At 40.6% G+C, this 20,662-nt stretch carries 17 protein-coding genes; all 17 read left to right on the top strand.

Features of this window, described 5'->3' with window-relative positions; all coding sequences use genetic code 11:
- Nucleotides 1-30 precede the first annotated feature (30 nt).
- The 17 genes from HUN04_14035 (at nucleotide 31) to HUN04_13955 (ending at nucleotide 20,658) form a co-directional block, all read left to right on the top strand.
- Nucleotides 31-1,329: an O-antigen ligase family protein gene (locus HUN04_14035; protein WDP90756.1), complete on the top strand. Its 1,299-nt coding sequence runs from the start codon at nucleotides 31-33 to the stop codon at nucleotides 1,327-1,329.
- A gap of 161 nt (nucleotides 1,330-1,490) precedes the next feature.
- Nucleotides 1,491-2,981, top strand: a complete 1,491-nt coding sequence (locus HUN04_14030) for a lipopolysaccharide biosynthesis protein (protein ID WDP90755.1) — start codon at nucleotides 1,491-1,493, stop codon at nucleotides 2,979-2,981.
- Between the two features lie 286 nt (nucleotides 2,982-3,267).
- Nucleotides 3,268-4,533 (top strand): hypothetical protein, encoded by a 1,266-nt coding sequence (locus tag HUN04_14025; GenBank protein ID WDP90754.1) that lies wholly within the window; start codon nucleotides 3,268-3,270, stop codon nucleotides 4,531-4,533.
- A 66-nt stretch (nucleotides 4,534-4,599) separates the two neighbouring features.
- Nucleotides 4,600-7,005 carry a fibronectin type III domain-containing protein gene (locus HUN04_14020; GenBank protein ID WDP90753.1) on the top strand — a complete coding sequence of 802 codons (2,406 nt, stop codon included), beginning with the start codon at nucleotides 4,600-4,602 and terminating at the stop codon, nucleotides 7,003-7,005.
- A gap of 38 nt (nucleotides 7,006-7,043) precedes the next feature.
- The gene (locus HUN04_14015; protein WDP90752.1) at nucleotides 7,044-9,887 is read left to right on the top strand and encodes a DUF4091 domain-containing protein; all 2,844 of its coding nucleotides are present in this window, start codon (nucleotides 7,044-7,046) and stop codon (nucleotides 9,885-9,887) included.
- 430 nt (nucleotides 9,888-10,317) lie between these two features.
- Nucleotides 10,318-11,061 (top strand): DUF4114 domain-containing protein, encoded by a 744-nt coding sequence (locus tag HUN04_14010; protein WDP90751.1) that lies wholly within the window; start codon nucleotides 10,318-10,320, stop codon nucleotides 11,059-11,061.
- Between the two features lie 289 nt (nucleotides 11,062-11,350).
- Nucleotides 11,351-12,568, top strand: coding sequence for a type II secretion system F family protein (locus tag HUN04_14005; protein WDP90750.1), 1,218 nt, complete (start codon nucleotides 11,351-11,353; stop codon nucleotides 12,566-12,568).
- On the top strand, nucleotides 12,569-14,293 hold the full coding sequence (gene tadA, locus HUN04_14000; GenBank protein WDP90749.1) for a Flp pilus assembly complex ATPase component TadA: 1,725 nt from the start codon (nucleotides 12,569-12,571) through the stop codon (nucleotides 14,291-14,293).
- Between the two features lie 10 nt (nucleotides 14,294-14,303).
- The gene (locus HUN04_13995; protein ID WDP90748.1) at nucleotides 14,304-15,248 is read left to right on the top strand and encodes a hypothetical protein; all 945 of its coding nucleotides are present in this window, start codon (nucleotides 14,304-14,306) and stop codon (nucleotides 15,246-15,248) included.
- A gap of 1 nt (nucleotide 15,249) precedes the next feature.
- A complete protein-coding gene (locus HUN04_13990; GenBank protein ID WDP90747.1) occupies nucleotides 15,250-15,798 on the top strand; it encodes a PilN domain-containing protein in 549 nt (182 codons plus the stop codon).
- Entirely contained in the window at nucleotides 15,782-16,312 is a 531-nt protein-coding gene (locus HUN04_13985) for a hypothetical protein (GenBank protein WDP90746.1), read from the top strand. Before HUN04_13990 ends, HUN04_13985 begins: the two co-directional genes overlap by 17 nt.
- 2 nt (nucleotides 16,313-16,314) lie before the next feature.
- Nucleotides 16,315-16,932 (top strand): hypothetical protein, encoded by a 618-nt coding sequence (locus tag HUN04_13980; GenBank protein WDP90745.1) that lies wholly within the window; start codon nucleotides 16,315-16,317, stop codon nucleotides 16,930-16,932.
- On the top strand, nucleotides 16,922-19,063 hold the full coding sequence (locus HUN04_13975) for an SPOR domain-containing protein (protein WDP90744.1): 2,142 nt from the start codon (nucleotides 16,922-16,924) through the stop codon (nucleotides 19,061-19,063). The genes HUN04_13980 and HUN04_13975 overlap by 11 nt, the downstream gene beginning before the upstream one ends.
- The gene (locus HUN04_13970; GenBank protein WDP90743.1) at nucleotides 19,047-19,511 is read left to right on the top strand and encodes a type II secretion system protein; all 465 of its coding nucleotides are present in this window, start codon (nucleotides 19,047-19,049) and stop codon (nucleotides 19,509-19,511) included. The genes HUN04_13975 and HUN04_13970 overlap by 17 nt, the downstream gene beginning before the upstream one ends.
- Nucleotides 19,486-19,890 (top strand): type II secretion system protein, encoded by a 405-nt coding sequence (locus HUN04_13965; GenBank protein WDP90742.1) that lies wholly within the window; start codon nucleotides 19,486-19,488, stop codon nucleotides 19,888-19,890. The genes HUN04_13970 and HUN04_13965 overlap by 26 nt, the downstream gene beginning before the upstream one ends.
- A complete protein-coding gene (locus tag HUN04_13960; GenBank protein WDP90741.1) occupies nucleotides 19,880-20,335 on the top strand; it encodes a type II secretion system protein in 456 nt (151 codons plus the stop codon). The genes HUN04_13965 and HUN04_13960 overlap by 11 nt, the downstream gene beginning before the upstream one ends.
- Before the next feature lie 14 nt (nucleotides 20,336-20,349).
- Nucleotides 20,350-20,658 carry a hypothetical protein gene (locus tag HUN04_13955; protein ID WDP90740.1) on the top strand — a complete coding sequence of 103 codons (309 nt, stop codon included), beginning with the start codon at nucleotides 20,350-20,352 and terminating at the stop codon, nucleotides 20,656-20,658.
- Nucleotides 20,659-20,662 lie beyond the last annotated feature (4 nt).

Genomic DNA, 20,662 nt, shown 5'->3' with positions numbered 1-20,662 from the left:
CTGGATTATTAATAAAAAGATGTTATAAGATTGGGAAAACTTTTACTTTTAATTACATTGGTATTTACGGCCTTAAAGGCTATTTTACATCCTTGGGCAGGCATTGTTGCATATTATTTGTTATCTTTTCTTGGCCCTCAATATATCTGGTATTGGAATTTTGAAGGCCTGCGGGTAACATTAATTACTTCAATTTTTACTATGATAGGGGTTTTCATTTCTATTATTCGTGGGAAATATAATTATAAGTTTTTAATGAATGGTCATAATCTTGTAATTATGTTCCTTTGGTTATTTATTTTTATATCTTATTATTGTGGGCCGTATGTTTCTGCTGATAGTTCATCAGGATTAAGCTCCCAGAGGATATTTTATATAACTAATATAATATTTTTGTTATTTTTCTTTGCTGTTTTGGAAATGAATACAATTTCAAAATTGCGATATTTAACTATCGTACTATCAATATCAACAATCTATCTGATTTATTGGGCAAATCTTCAATATTTTTCTCAAAATTGGAAACAGTTTTACTTGGGGCGCCTCATGGGGCCATCTAATATTAATGGGAGCGGGATGTATAAAGATGAAAATATTTTTGCAGTATTATTTGTGGTCGGGCTTCCATTTATATTTTATTGGGGAAAAGAATTAAATAAATGGTTTCAATATGGTTTATGGGCAATCATTCCTATGGGGTGGCATGCTGTTTTTTTAACCGGTTCAAGAGGAGGATTGCTTGGAATTTTGACCGTTATTTTCTGTGAGTTGGTTCTGTCTAGAAAAAAGGTCTTCGTGTTACCTATTATTTTGTTCTTTGTTTTATTTTATCATTGGCAAGCAGGGAATGTTCTTAGCGAAAGAACTACTACTATTGTTAATTTTGAAGGGGAAAGTTCTGCTGAAAACCGACTATATGCTTGGGCTGGTGGATTGAGAATGGCATTAGCATTTCCTTTAACGGGTGTTGGCTTGGGGGGATTTGCAAATGCAGGGCCTGAATTTTATGGAAGATCGATGGTTGCCCATAACACATTTGTGCAGTATGCGGCCGAATCTGGGATTGGGGCTGGAATAGCATATATACTAATAATAGTATTTTTTTTTAAGCACTCTTGGAAGCTTCATTATTATTGTTTATTGTACAAAAATGATCAGGTGTTCCAAAAAATTAATTTGTATAACAAAGCAAGCACTACTTCTTTTTCCGGATTGGTTGTCTGCTCCATTTTTCTAAGTTTAAACATATATGATTTGTTTTTTATTTTAGTTTTGTATAATAATGCTTTGTATAATATTGCACTCCGTCATAAACTCGCTATATCATAACCAAGCATCGCCTTATTTCAAAAACCCCTTATGGCCTCCGACGGGTTAATTTGTTGATGCGGAAATAAGCGTACTTTATGATTTTATTGAAAAAATGGTAAGCGAGTTCTGTATGTTAGGGGCCCCAGTGCCCGATTATTGAGAAAGGGATAATTTTATAATTGAAGAAATACGATTACATTTTCAATACTGATAATGTGAAATCAGATTTAAAAAGGAGATCGCTAAAAAGTGGTGCTCTGACAATGGGATCCCAAATAATTCAATTCTTTTTGCAGTTGGGATCTACAATGATTCTTGCCCGAATTTTAAGTCCGGAAGATTATGGTATCAATGCCATGGCATATTCGTTAACTGGATTTGCAGCCCTTTTTTCAAACTTAGGTTTATCAACTGCCACAATACAGCGCTCTGAAATCAATCATAAACAGGTAACCAATTTGTTTTGGATTAACGTTGCTATTGGGGCATTAATTACATTTATTATTGCGGTATTTTCACCATTAGTTGCAAAATTTTATAAAACACCAGAAATGTTAGAAGTCACATTAGCTTTATCTGTTATTTTTTTTATTGGCGGGTTGGCAGTTCAACATCTCGCGTTATTAAATAGACAGATGGACTTTTATTCAATTACAAAAATTCGTGTTATTTCCTTGTTCTCCGGTTTTGTTGTCGCAATTATTGCGGGTTATTTAAGTTTTGGTTACTGGGCATTGGTATTTAACAGTATTACAAATGTTACTGTCAATACGGTTGCTTGTTGGATATATTGCAAGTGGAGACCCGGAAAACCAAATTTTAAAACAGAAGTTCGTTCAATGGTTAAATTTGGTATAGATCTTGTTTCGTTTGACGTAATAAATTATTTTTCACGAAATTTGGATAATATACTATTAGGTCGTTATTGCGGTAGCTCTATTTTAGGTTTATATAGCAAAGCTTATCAATTATTAATGTTACCGATTACTAATTTACGTGACCCTATGGCACGTGTTGTTTTACCCGCTTTGAGTAGTTTGCAAAACAATCCCGAACAATTTACGAATTACTACTTAAAATACATTGGGTTATTAGCATTTATATCGATGCCGTTAGTTGCTTTTATGTTTGTTTGTTCTGAGCAACTAATCATTTTTTTACTTGGAAATCAGTGGATTGGTTCGAGTGACTTGTTTAAGATTCTGGCGATAGCCGCTTTTATTCAACCGGTGAGTAGTACGACAGGGATATTACTTGTTTCTCTCGGAAATAGTAAATTATACTTGAAGTTAGGCGTATTAAATGCAGTAGTCATAAGTTTATCATTTATACTTGGTTTGCCATGGGAGGCAAAGGGCATTGCTGTTGGATATACATTAGCTAATTATGTGCTTTTGTTTCCAAATTTTTTTTTCGCGTTTAAAAATAGTCCTGTAAGTATTAGAAATTTTTATACAAAATTAAAAAAGCCGGCAATGATAAGCATAATAATGGCAGGAAATTGCTATTGGATGGTTCAAACAATAACTGTGACCCCCTTCATTTCTTTGTGCATTTTTTTCATATTTTCTGTAAGTTTTTATCTAAGTACGTTTGCTATTTTTTCAGAAGGTAGAAAAGAATTAAAAGAGTATTGGTCTTATTTGATTCAATTACGAAAAAAAGTTTAATTCACTGTTGTCCAAAATTAATCCTTTCACCCGATAGAAAGGTGATCGCCTTTTTGCCTATCTTCAAAATTTCTGGCGTATGGTTGTAGGATGTTAACATCATGCACAAATTTTTATATCCATGGTTCAACTCGGTTGCTCCATTATTTTGTTGATATTATTTTGAGATGGCTTGTTGGATATACACCAATTTTGGTATTCTGGGAGAAAATTTCGTGGCGCATTTGTTGCATGAATATTACGTTAGGCTCGATGAATACTTTTAAATTAGTTACAGGAGGTATGAATGTTTAATAATATTTATTTCAAGCATTTAACCATTATTCCGCTATTGATTTTTGTAACTGTGTTGACTTGTAGTTCTGAAGAACGATTAGATTTCACAAATGATTTTGAATATGTTGGTGCTTTTAGACTACCAGATGTAAATACTACTTATAACTGGGAGCATAGCGGAAGAACATTAGCTTTTAATCCGATGGGAGATTCAAATGGTGAAGCAGATGGTTATTTAGGCTCATTATATTCTGTTAATTACAAAAATAGAATTTCCCAATTCACTATTCCGAAACCAATTCTGTCAGAAAATTTGAATAACTTAAATACAGCAACGACACTATCTCCTTTTTATGATGTAACCGAAGGGAAATTATGGGAAACATTATCGGAAGCACAAAACAATCAACTGAGGGGGTTAACATATCTCTCTCCACAAGGTTCGCAAACCGAAGGGAAATTATATTGGACTTTCTGGTCGTCATACAATGTGGCAGATATTAATTACCCAAGTCATGGATATTCAAATTTGGATGAAAGTAGTCCAAATGCTCAGGGCCCTTGGAATGTGCAAAACTATCACAGCATGGAAGTTGGTGGATATCTGTTTGAAATACCAATAGACTGGGCAAATAAGTATCTAAATGGGAAAAATATTGCGTCTGGTGTTGTTAGGGAGGGGGGAACTTATGCTAGAGGCCCCGTTTTAATTGCCACCGCGCCATACCAGTACAGCGATAACTCCCCCCCTCCAAATAAAGAATTAGAGAGTGTTGCTTTGATTTATTATGATACAACTTATAATAATTATCCAGACTATGTAGAAAACGATGGCTGGGGTGGAGGCGCGTGGATAACAACTGGGGATAAGGCCGCTGTCATATTTGTTGGGTCAAAATGTATGGGGCTTTCTTGTTATGGTGACAACACTAAATGTTATGATCCCTGCGATAATGACAAAGGATATCATTGTTATCCTCGACAACCGCAGATGATATTTTACGATACAAATGATTTGGCAGACGTGGCTCAAGGATTGAAAAAACCTTGGGATATAAAGCCTTATCAGATTATAAATTTGTTAGAGCATCTGTCCTATTTTAAGGAGTGTACAGCCATTCCTGGAGTGACTTATGATCGGAATAGTAATCTTTTATATATACTCCAATACAAAGGTGATGATTCAAAGCCACTTGTTCACGTATTCAGAATAAAGTCAGCAGAAGCAAGTGCCCCCCCTTCGGCGCCTCAAGGGCTTATAATTAAAGAATCGTAAAACTATATTGATTGTATTTCGCTATAGTGTTTGGGCTTAAACTTAATGCCAAGAGGAATATTTAATATGAAAAGTTTTATTATAGGTCTAATAAGTCTATTTTTAATCCCATACCTTGCAATGGCTGAATCGATGATTTCGTGGGCTCCCTCCTCAGGGGTAGTGGATGGATATAAATTGTTCTATGGAACAGAATATGACAATTACAGTTCGGAGTTAGATGTGGGATTGTCAACACAATATCCGATGTCTCAACTCCCTCTAAAGGAAACGACAACTTACTATTTTGTTGTCAAAGCTTATAACTCAACTGGGATGAGTGAAGCCAGTAATGTAATATCATGGACCTCAGGGGATATGACTCCACCTCTGCCGCCTTTAAACCTAAATTTTGATCAAAGCACTTTAAAGATGTCCTGGACTCCAAATGTTGAAATGGATTTTGCTGAATATAGATTGTATTATGGCACACAATCAAGAACGTACGGCTCCTATAAGTCTTTAGGAAATGTCTCAAATTATACTTTAGATGGATTGGGTACAAATATCTATGTTGCACTAACAGCGTTAGATACATCAGGAAATGAAAGTGGTTATTCAGAGGAAATTTTCTATGGTGTTGAACAAACCCAACCCTCTGATTTATTAATATCAAATCTTAGCGTTGCGACGGGAAAGTCATACAATGTATCAACAGGGCTCGATAACGGTACTACTTCTTATATTGACAGAAGCTACACATACAGCAATGTGCCGGATATATTGAAAAATTCAAACTATATACAACCGGCTAATAACGATAAGAATGAAAAACAAGATACCTTTTTAAGCTTTTCAGTTAGTAAAAGCGCAATTGTCTATATTGCATTTGATAGCCGGGCGACAACCCCGCCTACATGGTTGAAAAACTATACGGATACAGGTATGGAAATCGTTTCTGCTGATGTCCCAATGAAGATATATTCAAAGGAAACGGCTATTGGCGATGTGGTTCTTGGCGGTAATGAAGTCGGATTCAATATGTATACTGTTATAGTCTCGGAAGCAGAATCTGTTTCTCTACCTGATAATGAGGCTCCAACGATTTCTATCCAGATGCCAACAACAGAAACCACCTATGAAACAAAGTCTGATAAAATAACGATATCTGGTGTTGCCTCTGACAATACAGAAATTTCGGAAGTGACATGGTCTAATTCTTCGGGAGACTCGGGTATTGCATCAGGTACTTTAAACTGGGAAGTATCCGACATTCAATTGGCTGAGGGTGAAAACGTCATTACGATTACAGCACATGATGGAGCAGGCAACAAACTGGATAAAATATTAAAAGTAACTTATACTCCACCAGATTTATATCCGCCTGCAGTATCAATACAATCGCCAACAAGCGACACCTCTTATGAAACCAAGTCCGATAAAATAACGATATCAGGTGTTGCCTCTGATAATAAAGAAGTTTCGGAAGTGACATGGTCCAATTCATCGGGAGACTCGGGTATTGCATCAGGTACTTTAAACTGGGAAGTATCCGACATTCAATTGGCTGAGGGTGAAAACATCATTACTATTACGGCGAGTGATGGGGCCGGAAATCTTGAAACAGCTACGATTAATATAATTTATTCATTCACGGAACAGGAAGAAGGAGATTATATTAATAGTTTATCCGTTGGTAGCGGTAAAGATTACGAAATTTTGTCTGGATTGGATAATGGGAGTTTTTCCTATATCGATAGAACATATAAGTATACAAATGTGCCAGAGGAACTGAAAAATGCATATTATATAAAGGTGGCAAACAACGATAAATATGAAAAAAGTAATTCTTTTTTAAGTTTTTCGGTAAATAAAGATGTCGTCGTTTATATTGCGTTTGACAGCCGTGCCAAAGTATTGCCTTCATGGTTGGGTGAATATACTGACACTGGTATGGAGTTAGTCACTGCGGATGTCCCAATGAAACTTTATTCAAAAAAGGTTGCTGTAGGAGACGTTGTGCTTGGTGGTAATGAAGTTGGCTACAATATGTATACGGTCATAATTGTAGAGCAATCAGTGGATCTGTCAATATCAAGCCTTACGGCAGATAGCGGTAAGGCATATAGAATTGTATCGGGGTTGGATAATGGCAGCACTTCCTACATCGATAGAGATTATATTTATAAAAATGTCCCTGAAATTTATAAAAATGCTTTTTTTATTCAACCGGCGAATAATGACAAATATATTAGTGGCAGTTCTTTTTTACAGTTCTCGGTAAATAAAAGTGTGGTAGTAAGCGTGGCTTTTGATAGTAGAGCAAATAATATTCCATCGTGGCTAACAGATTTTGTAGATACAGGATATGAACTTGTTACCGCCGATGTCCCAATGAAGCTTTATTCAAAAGAATTTATTTCAGGACAAATAGTACTAGGAGGAAATGAGGTTGGATATAATATGTATACTGTGATTATCACGGAAAAATAATATGTGAAGGGGTATAGTATAGCATTTCGCTAAGATTGATGACAAAGAATCATCAGATCAAACAGATTTATTCCTTACAAAAAAAATCAGTCATGAATTTGTGGCTGATTTTTTTTGTTTTATTTAGTTTGTTAATTGATATTGAGCCTCTCTTAGCAGGATTCGTTTTACCAAATAGCAACCAATCTAAGTTAAAATTGAAAGTACCAATTGTTAGAGATGTTTCCATATCTTCAGTCGGAAAGGAACAGTATAGAAGTAACGGAGGAAGTGAAAAGCTCAAGCTCAAAGGAATTCAGGAATCTGTTCTTTTTGATTTAGACGTAACCTGCCTTAAGGGAACGCTGGTTCAAAACGCATGGCTTTGGTTTAAATCCGCATCCCCTTATGATGCCCCGATGAGAAAAAGCGGTATATCAAGTATTTCCAGTGAATGGCAAGAGGGCGGTTCTTGGGGTGGGAAAGGGGGGCCCTGTTTTGCCCAGGCGGAATATGGGAAAAAAGACTGGTCATATCCCGGCTCAACTTTGATGGATGTGGTGTTTGGAAGAGGCAATACAATTTGGCAATCAAATGAACCTTCCGGGCCGGATAAGGAAGGTTGGCAGAGGTTAAGAATTGGACCGGATATTATTGCAGCCAGAATTGCCGGAGTATCGAAGGGATTCTGCCTCTATGATGATGTGGGAAACGAATGGGAGGAAAAAGACGGACAATTTCAGTATCGATATTTCCCAAATCGGTTGATATACAGCAGGGAGTGCGGAGATAAAGGCCCCTGGGTTGAGATTGAAATCAAAGGAAAAGATCATATTCATCCAGAAAGTATTGAGGATATAAGGACTAAGACAGAAGGGCTTCACTCTGGTGAGGCTTTTTTATTCTGGAAGACGCCCAGGGATTCCGGCGGCGGCAGGGTGTTGGGGTTTGATGTTTTCTGGAAAGACGGCAGGAGTCGGAATGCATTTCCAAGGTATTTGATCCCCATGGCAGAGGATGCGGATAAAGAGGTGATGATGCATATTCGGGACATGGGGTTTAGCCCCGGAAAAGAGATTGAAATTCATGTCGTCAGTGTGGACAGTGCCGGGAACCGGAGTCGAGCCTTTAAAAGAAAGGTTGTTCTGTCTGAAGGATTCGGCGGCCTTAAAGTACGCCGTCCCGAGATTAAAGCGTTCCCCGGCAGTGAGTCCTCTCTTTCATTAGACAGTATCAAAGTGTCTGTTGTCGATCTTCTGGACAAATATGTTCCAGAAACAAATCGGTTCATTCCGGACCGTGACAGAAAATACTGGGGCGGAAATCATCTTTTTTCAGAAGCAGACCGGATAGCCCGTCTTCATGGTGCAGGGAATGAGGATGTCTGTTTTCAGGTGCTCGTCCGGGGGAAATCGGATGATTTGTCATTGGAATTCTTTTTTGACAATAATCCGGATATCGTTACGTCAATTTATAAAGCTGAATGCGTCAGGGTAGAGCGGTCATGGCTGGGCAGTGAAATGATTCCGGACCCCCTGGTTCCGGTTCAAAATGGAGATCGGATGAGTCTGGATGGTGGAAAATCTTTTGTATGTGAGATCTACATTCCCCCTGATCTTTCTCCCGGGATCAAGAAGGGGCGGCTGAGCATTAAATCAGGGAATAGTAAAATCGAGATGGATGTTCAACTTAGGGTATGGAATTTTAATCTGCCGGACAGGCTTTCTTTTATCCCGGAAATGAACGCGTATGCCAAAGTGTCTCCTTTTAAAGGATACCAATATTACCGGCTTGCCCATAGGCACAGGACCTGCCTGAATCGCTTGCCTTACGGCTGGAACGGTTTGCCTGAATTTGCGCCTAAAAAAGGAGAACAGGGGTTTCAATGGGAAGAGTGGGATAAATATGTCGGCCCCCTGCTGGACGGTTCCGCATTCAAGGATCTTCCCAGAAAGGGAGAACCGTTGGATGTGTTTTATCTTCCTTTCAGTGAGAACTGGCCGGTGAAGATATCAGATCACTATACAAAATCATGGTGGGCGGATCAGGCTCTGTCAGGTAACTACCGGCAAAGCCTTAAAAAGGCGTTTCAAGATTTTGCCCTTCATCTAAAAGAAAAACAATGGGACCGGACCCAGTTTCAGTTTTACCTGAACAACAAAGTTTATTACCGGAAAAAATTCAGAGGGTCTTCGGCTCCGTGGATATTTGATGAACCAGTGAATATCCAGGACTTCAAAGCTCTGGAATGGTACGGCGGGTTGTGGCATGAGGCGGTAGATCCATTAAAAGGTGGCACGGATGCGGTCTTCCGATGCGACATTTCCTATTCTCAATATGGCCGGGATATCCTTTGGGATGTCACGGATATCGAATATATAGGGGGCAATACCCTCCAGAAGACCCGGATGAAGCGGGACGAACTGGTATTGAATCCGGATAAGCAGTTTGCCGAATATGGTACTGCCAATAAATTGGAGGATCCCAACCTTCAGTCGGTGTTGTGGCAGCTTTCTGCCTGGTCTAAAGGGGCCTGCGGAGTCCTACCCTGGCAAACCATTGGCAGTGACAAATGCTGGGAACAGGGTGAGCAGACGGCTCTTTTTTATCCTAAGGGGGAATACGTATTTCCATCTATCCGGCTTAAGGCATTCCGTTATGGTCAACAGCTTGTGGAGTATCTTGAAATTCTTGGAGAAGTGCTGGGGATTCCGGACGATGCAGTAAGACATTGGGTTGCTGGACAACTGGGTTGGACTGAAGACCTTAGGAAAATTTCGATACAGGGTGCTGGAACATTGGTGGTAGATGGTATAACAATAACCGATTTATGGAAATTTCGGCTATCTGTTGGGATGACTATTCATGAGGTCCTTAAGAAACGAGGATCAGCAGGTTCATAATTCTCCAGCAACAAATCCAGAACAGACTGCCTGAATCGTGAGAATATTTCATGAAATAAATTCTCTAATATTATAGATTTTTTTTCTTATATAATAGATGATTCGCAATCATAAATAGAGCAAAATTGAATCAATTTGTATATAAATATTAAAAAAATAAACAGAGAAATTGCCTTTAATAGTCTTAAATATATGGATATTTTTTCTCAAAGAATCTTTTTTTGACGTCGTATAGTTGTGTGGTGGTGCGGTTGTTGCAAATTAGTCTTGTCAATAAAGTCTGTATCATAACTTATAGACAACACTACACCCTAATTTCATATTAACAAGATTGGTGGTGACAGTGAAAGATTATTTACAGCTTTAAATTTACCGGATCTCGTGGTGAGATATGAGGTGAATTGACAAGCAAAACATGAAAGGAACGGAAATGCGAATTAAGGTGATCTTATTGTTAGTTCTGGGATGCTTTCTTTGGGGGGGGACTGCCTCGGCTCTTCCTGTGGGTACGGCACTCCAAGATGCTCTGAATGAACGCACCAAAGACGGCCAATCTGTTGATGTGCAGAATGACATGATTGGTGATAACAGTGATTCTGCATGGAATATTACTGCTTCTACCGGTTCTGTTAATACCATGCTGTTTGAGTTTGCAGGGTATGCGGAAAATACCTCTTTCGGTATTTATGATCTTGCTGATACGACCAAGAGGCTTGAACTGTTTGCCGGGGAAGACAGTAATGATGGAACCCCGTATGATGGAGCCCAGGCAACTTTAGGGGTCTTTGGAAATAGTTTTACCGCAGATAATTGGACAAATTCAGTCACTTTCAGTTCCTCAACGTTTGGTTACTATATCAGTGTGGGGGATACGGGGAATGTTTGGTACAGTGACAGTTCTTTGAACTCTGATGAATCGGATCATATGCTCGCCTATCAGGGGGATGGTACTGATGAATTCAGCGTGTACAATGATGGTAATTTTCTTACTTGGTCAGACAATGAGTTTATCTTGGCCTGGGAAGACCTTGCCGCCACTTCAGCGGACTGGGACTTCACAGATTTCGTAGTCATGGTTGAATCGGTTGAGCCTGTACCCGAGCCAACCACAATGCTGCTCTTTGGTATGGGGCTCCTTGGATTGGCCGGGATTACACGCAGAAAGAAAAATTAATTTCTGCAAGTAGTATTATGATTTGGGATTGAAAGATCTCATCCAGATTCTTGTTGAGAAAGGAATTCGGATGGGATCTTTACTTTTAGCATACATACTTAATTCGTGGTCCATAGAATGAAGCGGGGAGGTTTCCCTCCTGCTTCATTTTTTAACTACATTATCTACCTGCCGTCAAAAAAAAGCCGCTTCCGGTCAGGTTTTTTACGTCTGGAATCAGTATTTAATAAATGGTATACTTTTACCGATATCATTTGCAGTCAAAAGGCTCTTTTAGGAGACACCCTTCATGCCGGCATACAGATGTAAGATTGTTCAAAGAAATGGCGAAAATATAGAACGGGTCATTCAATCCGATTCCGTTGCCGCACTCAAGGCGGAAGTGCAAGCTGACGGCGGTTTTCTGGTGAAATACCAGCGAACGGGGGGAAATGGTTCAACACTGTCGTTTTCTACAAAGAGCCGGAAAATAAAACCCAAAGAGATTTACTCATTTAATCAGGAATTTCTAACCCTCATCAAGGCGGGCCTGCCTGTTGTTTCAATTTTAACCGGTATTATTGAAAAATTGAAGCCCGGCTATCTGCTTGAAGTTCTGACAGCCATTAGGGACGATATCAAAGAGGGTAGCTCTCTATCTGACGCATTCGGCAAATATGAAGATACATTTACGCCTTTGTACATTGCCATGCTGAGAGCCGGTGAGGCCGGGGGGGATGTACCGGAGGCCGTATCTGCATATTTGAAGCATTTTGAAAGAGAACAAAATATTCGCCATAAGATTAAAGCAGCGTCCACCTATCCTGTCATCCTTGTCATTTGCTCCGTGGCAGTCGTCTTTTTTCTGCTGACTTACATTGTTCCTTCAATTACCGGATCTCTTATAGAAAGCGATGAGGGGTTGCCTTTTCTAACCTCTGTTTTGCTCTCTTTCAGCGGATTTGTGAAATCATACGCCATATTGATTATCGCCATGATCATGGCATGCGCATCAGGCGTCGTTATTTATTTGAAAAAATCTGATAAGGGACGCCTGCTGTTTGACCGATATGTGCTGAAGTTCCCGTTTTTTGGAAATTTATTGATCATTTATACCGTAGGGCTTTTTTCCTCTTCGTTGTCGGCGATACTTAAGGGGGGAATACCCCTTGACCGGTCTCTGCATGTGGCAAAAGGATTGATTAAGAATAAATATATGCAGAAAACACTGGATCATGTCATTGGTTCTATTCAGAAAGGAAACACTTTTGCCGATTCTTTACAGGAGGCAGGTATTTTTCCGGATATGGCGATACGAATGATTACTGCAGGCGAGGCAAGCGGTAACCTCGAAGAGGTGCTCATGGAGGCAGCCAAATTTTACGAAAGAGATGTTGAATCCAGACTGACTGTTATCACATCTGCAATTGAGCCTGCCCTTATGGTCATTATGGGGATCGTTATCGGGTTTATTTTATTGGCTGTTTATATGCCGATTTTTCAAATGGCCCAGACAATAGGATACTAAATGGCAGCTTTTAATTTAAAAAAGAAAAAAAGAATTGGTGAGCTTGCCGTTGAGATGGGATTTATCACAGAAGAGGAAATGGAAAGAATCCTGTCTCAACAAAAAAATATTTCCAGACGCATGATTGGCCGCCTGATGGTTGAGGACAGTCTGATTACGGATGAACAGTTGGCCAAACTGGTTGCAGAACAGTTTTCCTGCCAATATGAGCGGATAGACAGCATGGCGGAGACTGAGGTGCTGAAACTTCTGTCTGTTGATTTCATGGCAGAACATAAGATTGTACCGTTCAAGCTGGCAGGGGAATATTTGGTTTTTGCCGTGGCAGACCCCCTAGATTATTTCCGGGCTGTTGAAGAAATTGAAATGATGCTGGATTATGATTTTGGGTTTGTTATTGTGAGTGAGAAAAAATTGACTCTGCTCATTCAAAATCTTGAGAAGTCCAGGGACCTGATCTCTGTTTCGGATGAAATGCGGCTGTCCGTGGTGAAGGAATCCGTTAAAGGGGAATATGAAATATCCCTTGAAAGGATGGATGAGGAAAAAAGCCCTATTGTCAAACTTGTTGACTCCACCCTTCTTGACGCCATCAATAAAAATGCCAGTGACATTCATTTTGAAGGATCGGGGGATGGGATGATAATCCGGTACCGGATTGACGGTATGATGCACCAGATTACCGATTCGCTTGATATGAGCAACATGAATACCGTGATATCGCGGCTAAAGGTAATGTCTGAGCTGGATATATCTGAAAAAAGGATCCCCCAGGACGGGCGTTTCAAGCTGAAAATCAAAGACAGGTTTGTTGACTTCCGTATCTCGATTTTACCGACGATATTTGGTGAGGATGCGGTTATCCGAATATTGGATCAAAAGCGGATGTCTCCAATGAAAGGCCAGCTTGGACTTGATTCACTCGGCTTAAATGAAGGGGAGCTGATGAGGTTGCGGCGCCAGGTTGCCGCTCCTTACGGCATGTTTCTGATCACAGGCCCCACCGGCAGCGGGAAAACAACGACACTTTACCGGGCATTGGCCGAGGTGAATAAAAAGGACACAAAAATCGTAACCATAGAAGATCCGGTTGAGTATCAGCTGGACGGGGTGACCCAAATTCCGGTGAACCCCAAAAAAGGACTGACATTTTCCCGTGGTTTACGGTCCATACTGCGTCATGATCCTGACAAAATACTTGTGGGAGAAATCAGGGATACGGAAACCGCAGAAATTTCTTTGCAGTCTGCATTGACCGGGCACCTGGTTTTTGCAACCGTTCATGCAAATTCTTCCTTTGAAGTGATCAACCGGTTCATCCACATGGGAATAGAGCCCTATAACCTTGTTACAGCGCTGAATTGCATCGTTGCCCAGCGTCTGATCCGCGTCTTATGTGATTGCAAAATTGAAAGGACTATTACCAAAGAAACGTTGATGGAATCCGGGCTTGATCCTTCAGACTATAAAGATGTTACTTTCTATGAAGCGTATGGGTGCGATACTTGCAGCGGGACGGGATATAAAGGCCGAAAGGCAATTATTGAGCATGTTGAGTTGACTGAAGAGATGAAAGAATTATTCATAAATCAGGTATCAACGGCAGCATTAAAAGAATATGCCCTAAAGCAGGGCACCATTTTTTTACGACAGGCAGCCCTCATTGATATGACCGAAGGCAGGACCACCCTGGAAGAGGTAAACAGGGTAACATTTATCAGCTAGGATCGTTTTTATGTTTTTTTTACCGGGCAAATATGTGTCAACAGGTATAGAAATATCGGCGGGGAATTTAAAAGCCGTCAATGTTTCAAGAACCGGTAGGCATTATATTGTTCAGGATTCCCAGAACGTTAAGATTCCAGCGCAAGCGTTTAAATGTTCTTTTAAGCACTTGAATATTCTTGATCCTGATTTATTTGCAGATTGTATTGACCAGTTAAGCATAAAGAATAAAAAGAAGCGGCTGTCCATTGCGTTACCAGACGGATGCTGCAGAACCGTTATCAGAAGATACAACGAACTGCCCGAATCCGAGGACAGGGTCACTGAAATGATCATGTGGGATATGGCGAATCAGGTTAAAGTAAACGATATTTCCGAGTTGCGATGTGCCTGGGAATATGGGCGGCAGAAATCAGAGAATGGGGAACATGTGTTTATCATTGCGGTTTTGCTGGAAAAGGTTATTGAACAGTATGAGAGCCTGTTTCAGCGCCAGGACTGGAAAATAGATCGGATACTGCCGGCAGGGGTCGCCCGGTACAATTTTTATGCACCCGATTTTTCTAAAGAGGAACGGCTTGCCTTTTTAGGTCTTTTTGATGAATCTATTTCCATATTCATTTTTGAACAAGGTATCCCCCGATTATATAAAATTCTCCGAAAAGGGCTTTTGGGAGACAGCAACGCCAGCGCAATGAATGATTTGGATCTTTTACTGCAATACTGCCATAGCGAATTGCCGGAGAAAAAAGCTGACCGGATCGTTATTGCGTCGGATAAGGCGGTCAGTGAAGATGTAAGGCATTTTTTGGCAACATCATTTTCGGCAGACGATTGCCAGATTGCAGATGAGAACAGTTTAATGGACTTTTCAAGGATAAAAGGCTTAAATAAGGAAATAAACTCATTTTCGCAGTTTTCGGCAGCGTTGGGAGCCGCCAAAAGGGGTGGATAATATGAAGCCGATCCGTATTAATTTATCACAGAAAAAGGATGCCAGGGAAAAGACAATTCTTGGCGTTATATTTCTTTTTATTGCGCTGGCCGTTGGCATGACCCTGTCAAATATTTATGACTATTATTCCAATTGGAAAATAGTTGCTGAATATCAGCAAAGGCTGGCGGCTATTCAGCAAAAATCGAAACAAATGGAGATGAATTTATCCCGGACATCCCCCGGGGAACAGGAGGCTATTCGTAAAGCAACCCAACTGCAGCCTGTTTTAGAAAAGCATTTTGTGTCGCTTCCCGCAGTGCTAACGGAACTGGAGAATTTAAAGCCTGAAAAATTAAAGTTTGATGAAATTAGTTTTTTTGAATATGATAAAAAATATGCGATTTCAATTAGCGGTTCCTCAGACAATACAGAGGCGGTGTTCCAGTTTTTAAGCCAATTGAACAGCTCTCCGAAGTTTACCCACACGCTTTCACAGGAAAAATTAACCGGTCGCAAGAAAATAGAATTCAAACTTACTGCCGAGTGGCTTCATGAAGCGAATATATAAAAAATACAGGTTGTTGATTTTTCTGTGTATATTTTGTATCGCTGCGAATGTGCATGTAAAAACCTATCTTCTCGACAAGCAGTTACAGCGGATTGCTTCATTGCAGAAAATGACTTCAGAATCCAGGTCGAACAGCAAAGATGCTGTAAGCATAACAGCCAATGCAAAGACGGGCGTTTCCATACACCTGGCAAAGATTCTGTCAGACATTGGGACAAAGCCCTATTTAGGGCAATACATTGACCAGGTTGCAAAACTCATTGATAAAAACCGCGTCTCGCTCGATAAGGATTTGGTTTTTGAGGCGAAAGAAACAGACATTCCTGTTTTGGTAAAGTATGACAGCCTGTTCACAGTAAAAGGAAATTATGAAAATATTAAACAGTTTCTTGCAGACATGCAGAATATACGGGCCTTGTCATCTGTTCGTTCTGCAACAATTTCCCCGTTAGAACCCGGAACCAACAAGCTGGCCCTGCATGTGGGTATCAGTGTTTATTTTAAAAAAGGATAGGCATGAAGCTGGAGAAAAAGCATATTATACTGGCCAGTGCAGTCCTTGTTTTAATCATTGTGCTGGTTTACCGTATGCTAAACCCCTTTAAACAGCAGGAGGTGTATATCCTGACCTATGGGGCCGATACCGGTTCCGTGACCCAGAAAAACAAAACGGACAGCGTTGGGCTGTCTGACAAAAAAAATGAGAACATTGGCTTTGCAAAAGCTGTGGACCGCTATTTTACAGAAAACAAACATAGCGGGGTTGCCCATAAAAATTTGTTTGCAGCAGGTGCCAAATTCGTTGAGAAACAAAGTGTGCCTCCCTTGAAGAAGCCTGTAAAAAAGGTAGTGTCGCCGGTTGTAAAACCACCGGAAATACAAAAAGATCCGGTTCAGGAAGCCAAAGCAAATCTTACAAAATATCAATTCTACGGCAGTTATGAAGTTGGTGGCACCCGGGCGGTTTTCCTGGGTAAAAATAAGATGATTCTGGTCGCACGTGCCGGTGATCGTATTGACGGTAAATATCTTATCGATAAGATTGACGCCAAGGAAATCAAAATTCAGGCATTGGATATTAATAAAACCTTCCAGCTTGATTTAAAGGAGTTCAGGAATCAGGATGATGAATAGACGCCTATCGGTTATTTGGTTTATTTTTTTCGTTGTCGTTGTGATGTTTGCTTTGTCAGGCTGCAGTAGTAAGGACAGTATACAAGTTATTAAAGCAAACGCACCCATTGCGGAAAACGACATTGATGCCGCTGTAGAGTATTATACTAAGGCGTCTGCCGAGCATCCTGAAAATTTGGAAATTAAACTGATACTCAAACGCCTTAAGGAAAAAGCCTCCATTGTCCATATGAATAATGCCCGGGAATTGGTATCAAAAAAATATTTTAAAAAAGCCATTGAAGAACTACAGATGGCCATTGCATTTTTTCCTGACAATCATCGTGCCGTTGAATTGATTACCGAAGCGAAGCGGATGAAAGAAGCGGATTATCATGCAAAGAAAGGGCTTCGGCTGGTAGAGATCGGCGACTTGGAAAATGCCAGGACGGCATTCCAGAAAGCCGTTGAAATTGATCCCCAAAACCAGACGGCCTTAAATGCATTGGAAAAATTCAAGGAATCTTCCGAGAATTTAAGACGTTACCAGGTTGAATGGAAAGAGAAAAGACCGATATCTTTAAAATTCAAAAAAACGCCTATTTTAAACGTATTTGAGTTGCTCGCTAGACTCACCGGCGTTAATTTTATTTTCGACAAAGATATGAAAGAAAGCAAAGTGACGCTTTTCATGACAGATGTTAAATTTGACCGTTTTTTGGATGTGCTTTTGCATACCAATGCATTAAAAGCCAAAACCGTCGGTCCGACCACTCTTCTCATCTATCCGGACACTCCGCAGAAAGCAAAAGAATATGATGAATTGTATGTTAAAACTTTTTATCTTTCCTATATGAAGGCAAAGGACATCACAGCGGTCTTAACTAAATTATTGAAAAGTAAAGATGTCATTGCCAATGAAAAAATGAATGCCGTAACTATTAAAGGAACCAGGGAAAAGGTCGGAATTGCTGAGAAAATTATTGCCGCCAATGACAGGACCCCATCTGAAGTTATATTAAATGTTGAAATCATGGAAGTATCAAGAACCAAGGAAAAAGACTTGGGATTGTCGGTTTCAGATACCATCACCTTCGGTGTCAGTGAAACCAGTTCAGGAATTGACTATGATACGGATTTTGGATTTGCTCCACTGGGCTCAATATATGATGTCAGCAGATTGACAAGTAAGGAGCTTTATCTCTCCCTACCCACCGCCACCTTGAAATTATTGAAAAAAGATGGCGATACCAAGGTTCTGGCCAAGCCACAGCTTCGGGTCAGCAGTTCTGAAAAGGCATCCATACTGATCGGCGAAAAGGTCCCGCTAAGGACGAACCGCAGGGTCCAGACCGACGGCTCTATTACCTATGATTTCCAATACCAGGATGTGGGTGTAAAGCTCCAGGCGGAACCGATAATAAACATGTTTGATCAGGTCACCATGAAACTCTCCGTTGAAATAAGTTCCCTTGGCAACAATGTGGGGACAAGTGATGATCCGCAATATGCAATTAACACCCGTTCCACCAGCACGGTGTTGACGGTGCTGGACGGGGACAGCGTTATCATCGGCGGTTTAATTCAGGATCAGGACCGGTCCACCCTTCAAAAAATACCCGGCTTAGGAGAAATACCAGCGGTTGGAAGGCTGTTTTCTAGTGAAATCAGTGAGGTCGAAAATAAAGATATCCTGATGGCCATCACACCTGTGATCATCCGGAATCAGGATATCCCCAAACGAGTTGAGAAGGGATTTTGGACCGGCACTGACAAGCAGGCCTCTTTAAATATCCCTCAAGAGGAAGTGCTGAAAAATGAAAAACAGTATAAGCCGATACCTGACCAGGACTTTATAATGGCTGTGGCCGACGATGTATTTTTGCCCAATGATAAGTATTTTAGTATTCAGGTATATTCTTCCAAAGATGAAAAAGACGCCGAACGCTTTTCTGAGCTGCTTGAAAATCAAGGGTTTCAAGTTTGGGTCAGACCGGCGGATATAAAGGGGAAAGGAACGTATTACAGGGTGTTCCTGGGACAGTATGCGTCATATCAGCAGGCAGAGTCCAGGCGCCTTGAGTTGTTAGAAAATGACACCTTTGAAAAAGATATTCATATCGTAGACAGGTTATATGTATACGGAGAATAGATCATCTGGATTCACCTTAATTGAAATGATGGCCGCATTGGTCATTATTTCAATTCTGGCGTCCGGTATTCTTCCGCTTTCCCAGGTTGTCTCCAAACGAACCAAAGAGATGGCGCTTCGCAGTAATTTAAGGCAGCTCCGGACCGCATTGGATGAGTATAAAAAACTTGCCGATGAAGAAACAATTCCTGTAACGGCAGGCGGCAGTGGATATCCCGAGTCCCTTGAAATTCTGGTATCCGGGGTTGATTTAAAAACGGCAGCCGGAGAAAAACGGAAATTTTTAAGGCGAATTCCAAAAGATCCAATGACCGAGGATGGGGAATGGGGGCTCCGATCATATGCGGATGAACCGGACAGCAGGATCTGGGGCGGGCAGGATGTATATGATATCTATTCTTTAAGTGAGCAGCAGGCAATAGATGGGACATATTATAAAGATTGGTAAAAAAACAGGGGCAAAAAAGGGATATACCCTGATTGAAGTGATGACCGTGATCGCGATTATCGGTATCCTTGCCACACTGGCGGTGCCGACCTACAGGAAATCTGTGATACGGGCTAAGGAATCTTCGCTAAGGCATTCGCTGTTTGTTTTAAGGGATGTGATTGACCAGTATTATGCAGACCACGGCCAATACCCCGATACTTTGGAGGATCTCTCTGAAAAGAAGTATATCCGTGATATTCCTGAAGACCCCTTTACCAAAAGCCGGGATACATGGATCATCATTCCGCCGGAATCAGGTGAATCCGGCGGCATCTATGATGTCCACAGCGGCAGTAAAAAAATAAGTCTGCACGGAACGCCGTATAATGAATGGTGAAAAAGGTTTTACCTATCCTGCTGCCCTGGTGATGATACTCATCGTATCCTCCAGCCTGATGGGGGCCCAGAAGTATTGGAGTACCATCACGAAAAGAGAAACGGAGAAAGAACTCCTCTTCCGTGGGCACCAGATTTACAGGGCCATTGAATCCTACTACAACAACTCCCCCGGCAGCAGCCGAACCTACCCGAAAAGTTTTGACAGCCTGCTCAAGGACAAAAGATATCCTGTGAAAAAGCGGCATTTGAGGAAAAATTACCTTGATCCTGTAACAAAAGATGCCTGGGGCATTATTTACGACGGGAAAAGCGGGATCAAAGGGGTGTACAGCAAGAGTATCAGGGAACCCCTCAAAAAAGCCAATTTTAAAAAGGAATTCATATCCTTTGAAAACAAGAGGCGGTACAGTGATTGGAAGTTTTTGTATGAACCCAAAAAATGAAAAGAGAGTCCATCATGAAACAGATTGCTGCGGGCATTTTTATCTTATTGTTTTTTACTCATATCCACGCATCAGAATTATCGGACACCTTCTCAGATAAATACCAGGCCCTGTTTCCGCCGGATAACAGTTCTGTCCACTCGGATTATCTTTTTGAACAAATATCACTGGGCAGCCGGTATACCGTTTTAATGCTTGAACGGCTCAACAATACCAACAGCGAAGTTTCCCAAAAAACCGATGAGGTGATTGAAAAGCTTGATATCCTGATAGAGCAGAATAAGACCATTATTGAATTGTTGAAAAAAGAACAAACAAAATAAGGGG

The organism is Desulfobacter sp., from assembly GCA_028768525.1.
GTDB lineage: Bacteria > Desulfobacterota > Desulfobacteria > Desulfobacterales > Desulfobacteraceae > Desulfobacter.
This window is presented reverse-complemented; position numbering and strand designations above follow the sequence as displayed.

Excerpts from the sequence above, each read along its gene's own strand:
- HUN04_14025 (WDP90754.1), top strand. The coding sequence starts at position 3,268 with ATGTTTAATAATATTTATTTCAAGCATTTAACCATTATTCCGCTATTG.
- HUN04_14020 (WDP90753.1), top strand. The coding sequence starts at position 4,600 with ATGAAAAGTTTTATTATAGGTCTAATAAGTCTATTTTTAATCCCATAC.
- HUN04_14015 (WDP90752.1), top strand. The coding sequence starts at position 7,044 with ATGACAAAGAATCATCAGATCAAACAGATTTATTCCTTACAAAAAAAA.
- HUN04_14010 (WDP90751.1), top strand. The coding sequence starts at position 10,318 with ATGCGAATTAAGGTGATCTTATTGTTAGTTCTGGGATGCTTTCTTTGG.
- HUN04_14005 (WDP90750.1), top strand. The coding sequence starts at position 11,351 with ATGCCGGCATACAGATGTAAGATTGTTCAAAGAAATGGCGAAAATATA.
- tadA (WDP90749.1), top strand. The coding sequence starts at position 12,569 with ATGGCAGCTTTTAATTTAAAAAAGAAAAAAAGAATTGGTGAGCTTGCC.
- HUN04_13995 (WDP90748.1), top strand. The coding sequence starts at position 14,304 with ATGTTTTTTTTACCGGGCAAATATGTGTCAACAGGTATAGAAATATCG.
- HUN04_13990 (WDP90747.1), top strand. The coding sequence starts at position 15,250 with ATGAAGCCGATCCGTATTAATTTATCACAGAAAAAGGATGCCAGGGAA.
- HUN04_13985 (WDP90746.1), top strand. The coding sequence starts at position 15,782 with ATGAAGCGAATATATAAAAAATACAGGTTGTTGATTTTTCTGTGTATA.
- HUN04_13980 (WDP90745.1), top strand. The coding sequence starts at position 16,315 with ATGAAGCTGGAGAAAAAGCATATTATACTGGCCAGTGCAGTCCTTGTT.
- HUN04_13975 (WDP90744.1), top strand. The coding sequence starts at position 16,922 with ATGATGAATAGACGCCTATCGGTTATTTGGTTTATTTTTTTCGTTGTC.
- HUN04_13970 (WDP90743.1), top strand. The coding sequence starts at position 19,047 with ATGTATACGGAGAATAGATCATCTGGATTCACCTTAATTGAAATGATG.
- HUN04_13965 (WDP90742.1), top strand. The coding sequence starts at position 19,486 with ATGGGACATATTATAAAGATTGGTAAAAAAACAGGGGCAAAAAAGGGA.
- HUN04_13960 (WDP90741.1), top strand. The coding sequence starts at position 19,880 with ATGAATGGTGAAAAAGGTTTTACCTATCCTGCTGCCCTGGTGATGATA.
- HUN04_13955 (WDP90740.1), top strand. The coding sequence starts at position 20,350 with ATGAAACAGATTGCTGCGGGCATTTTTATCTTATTGTTTTTTACTCAT.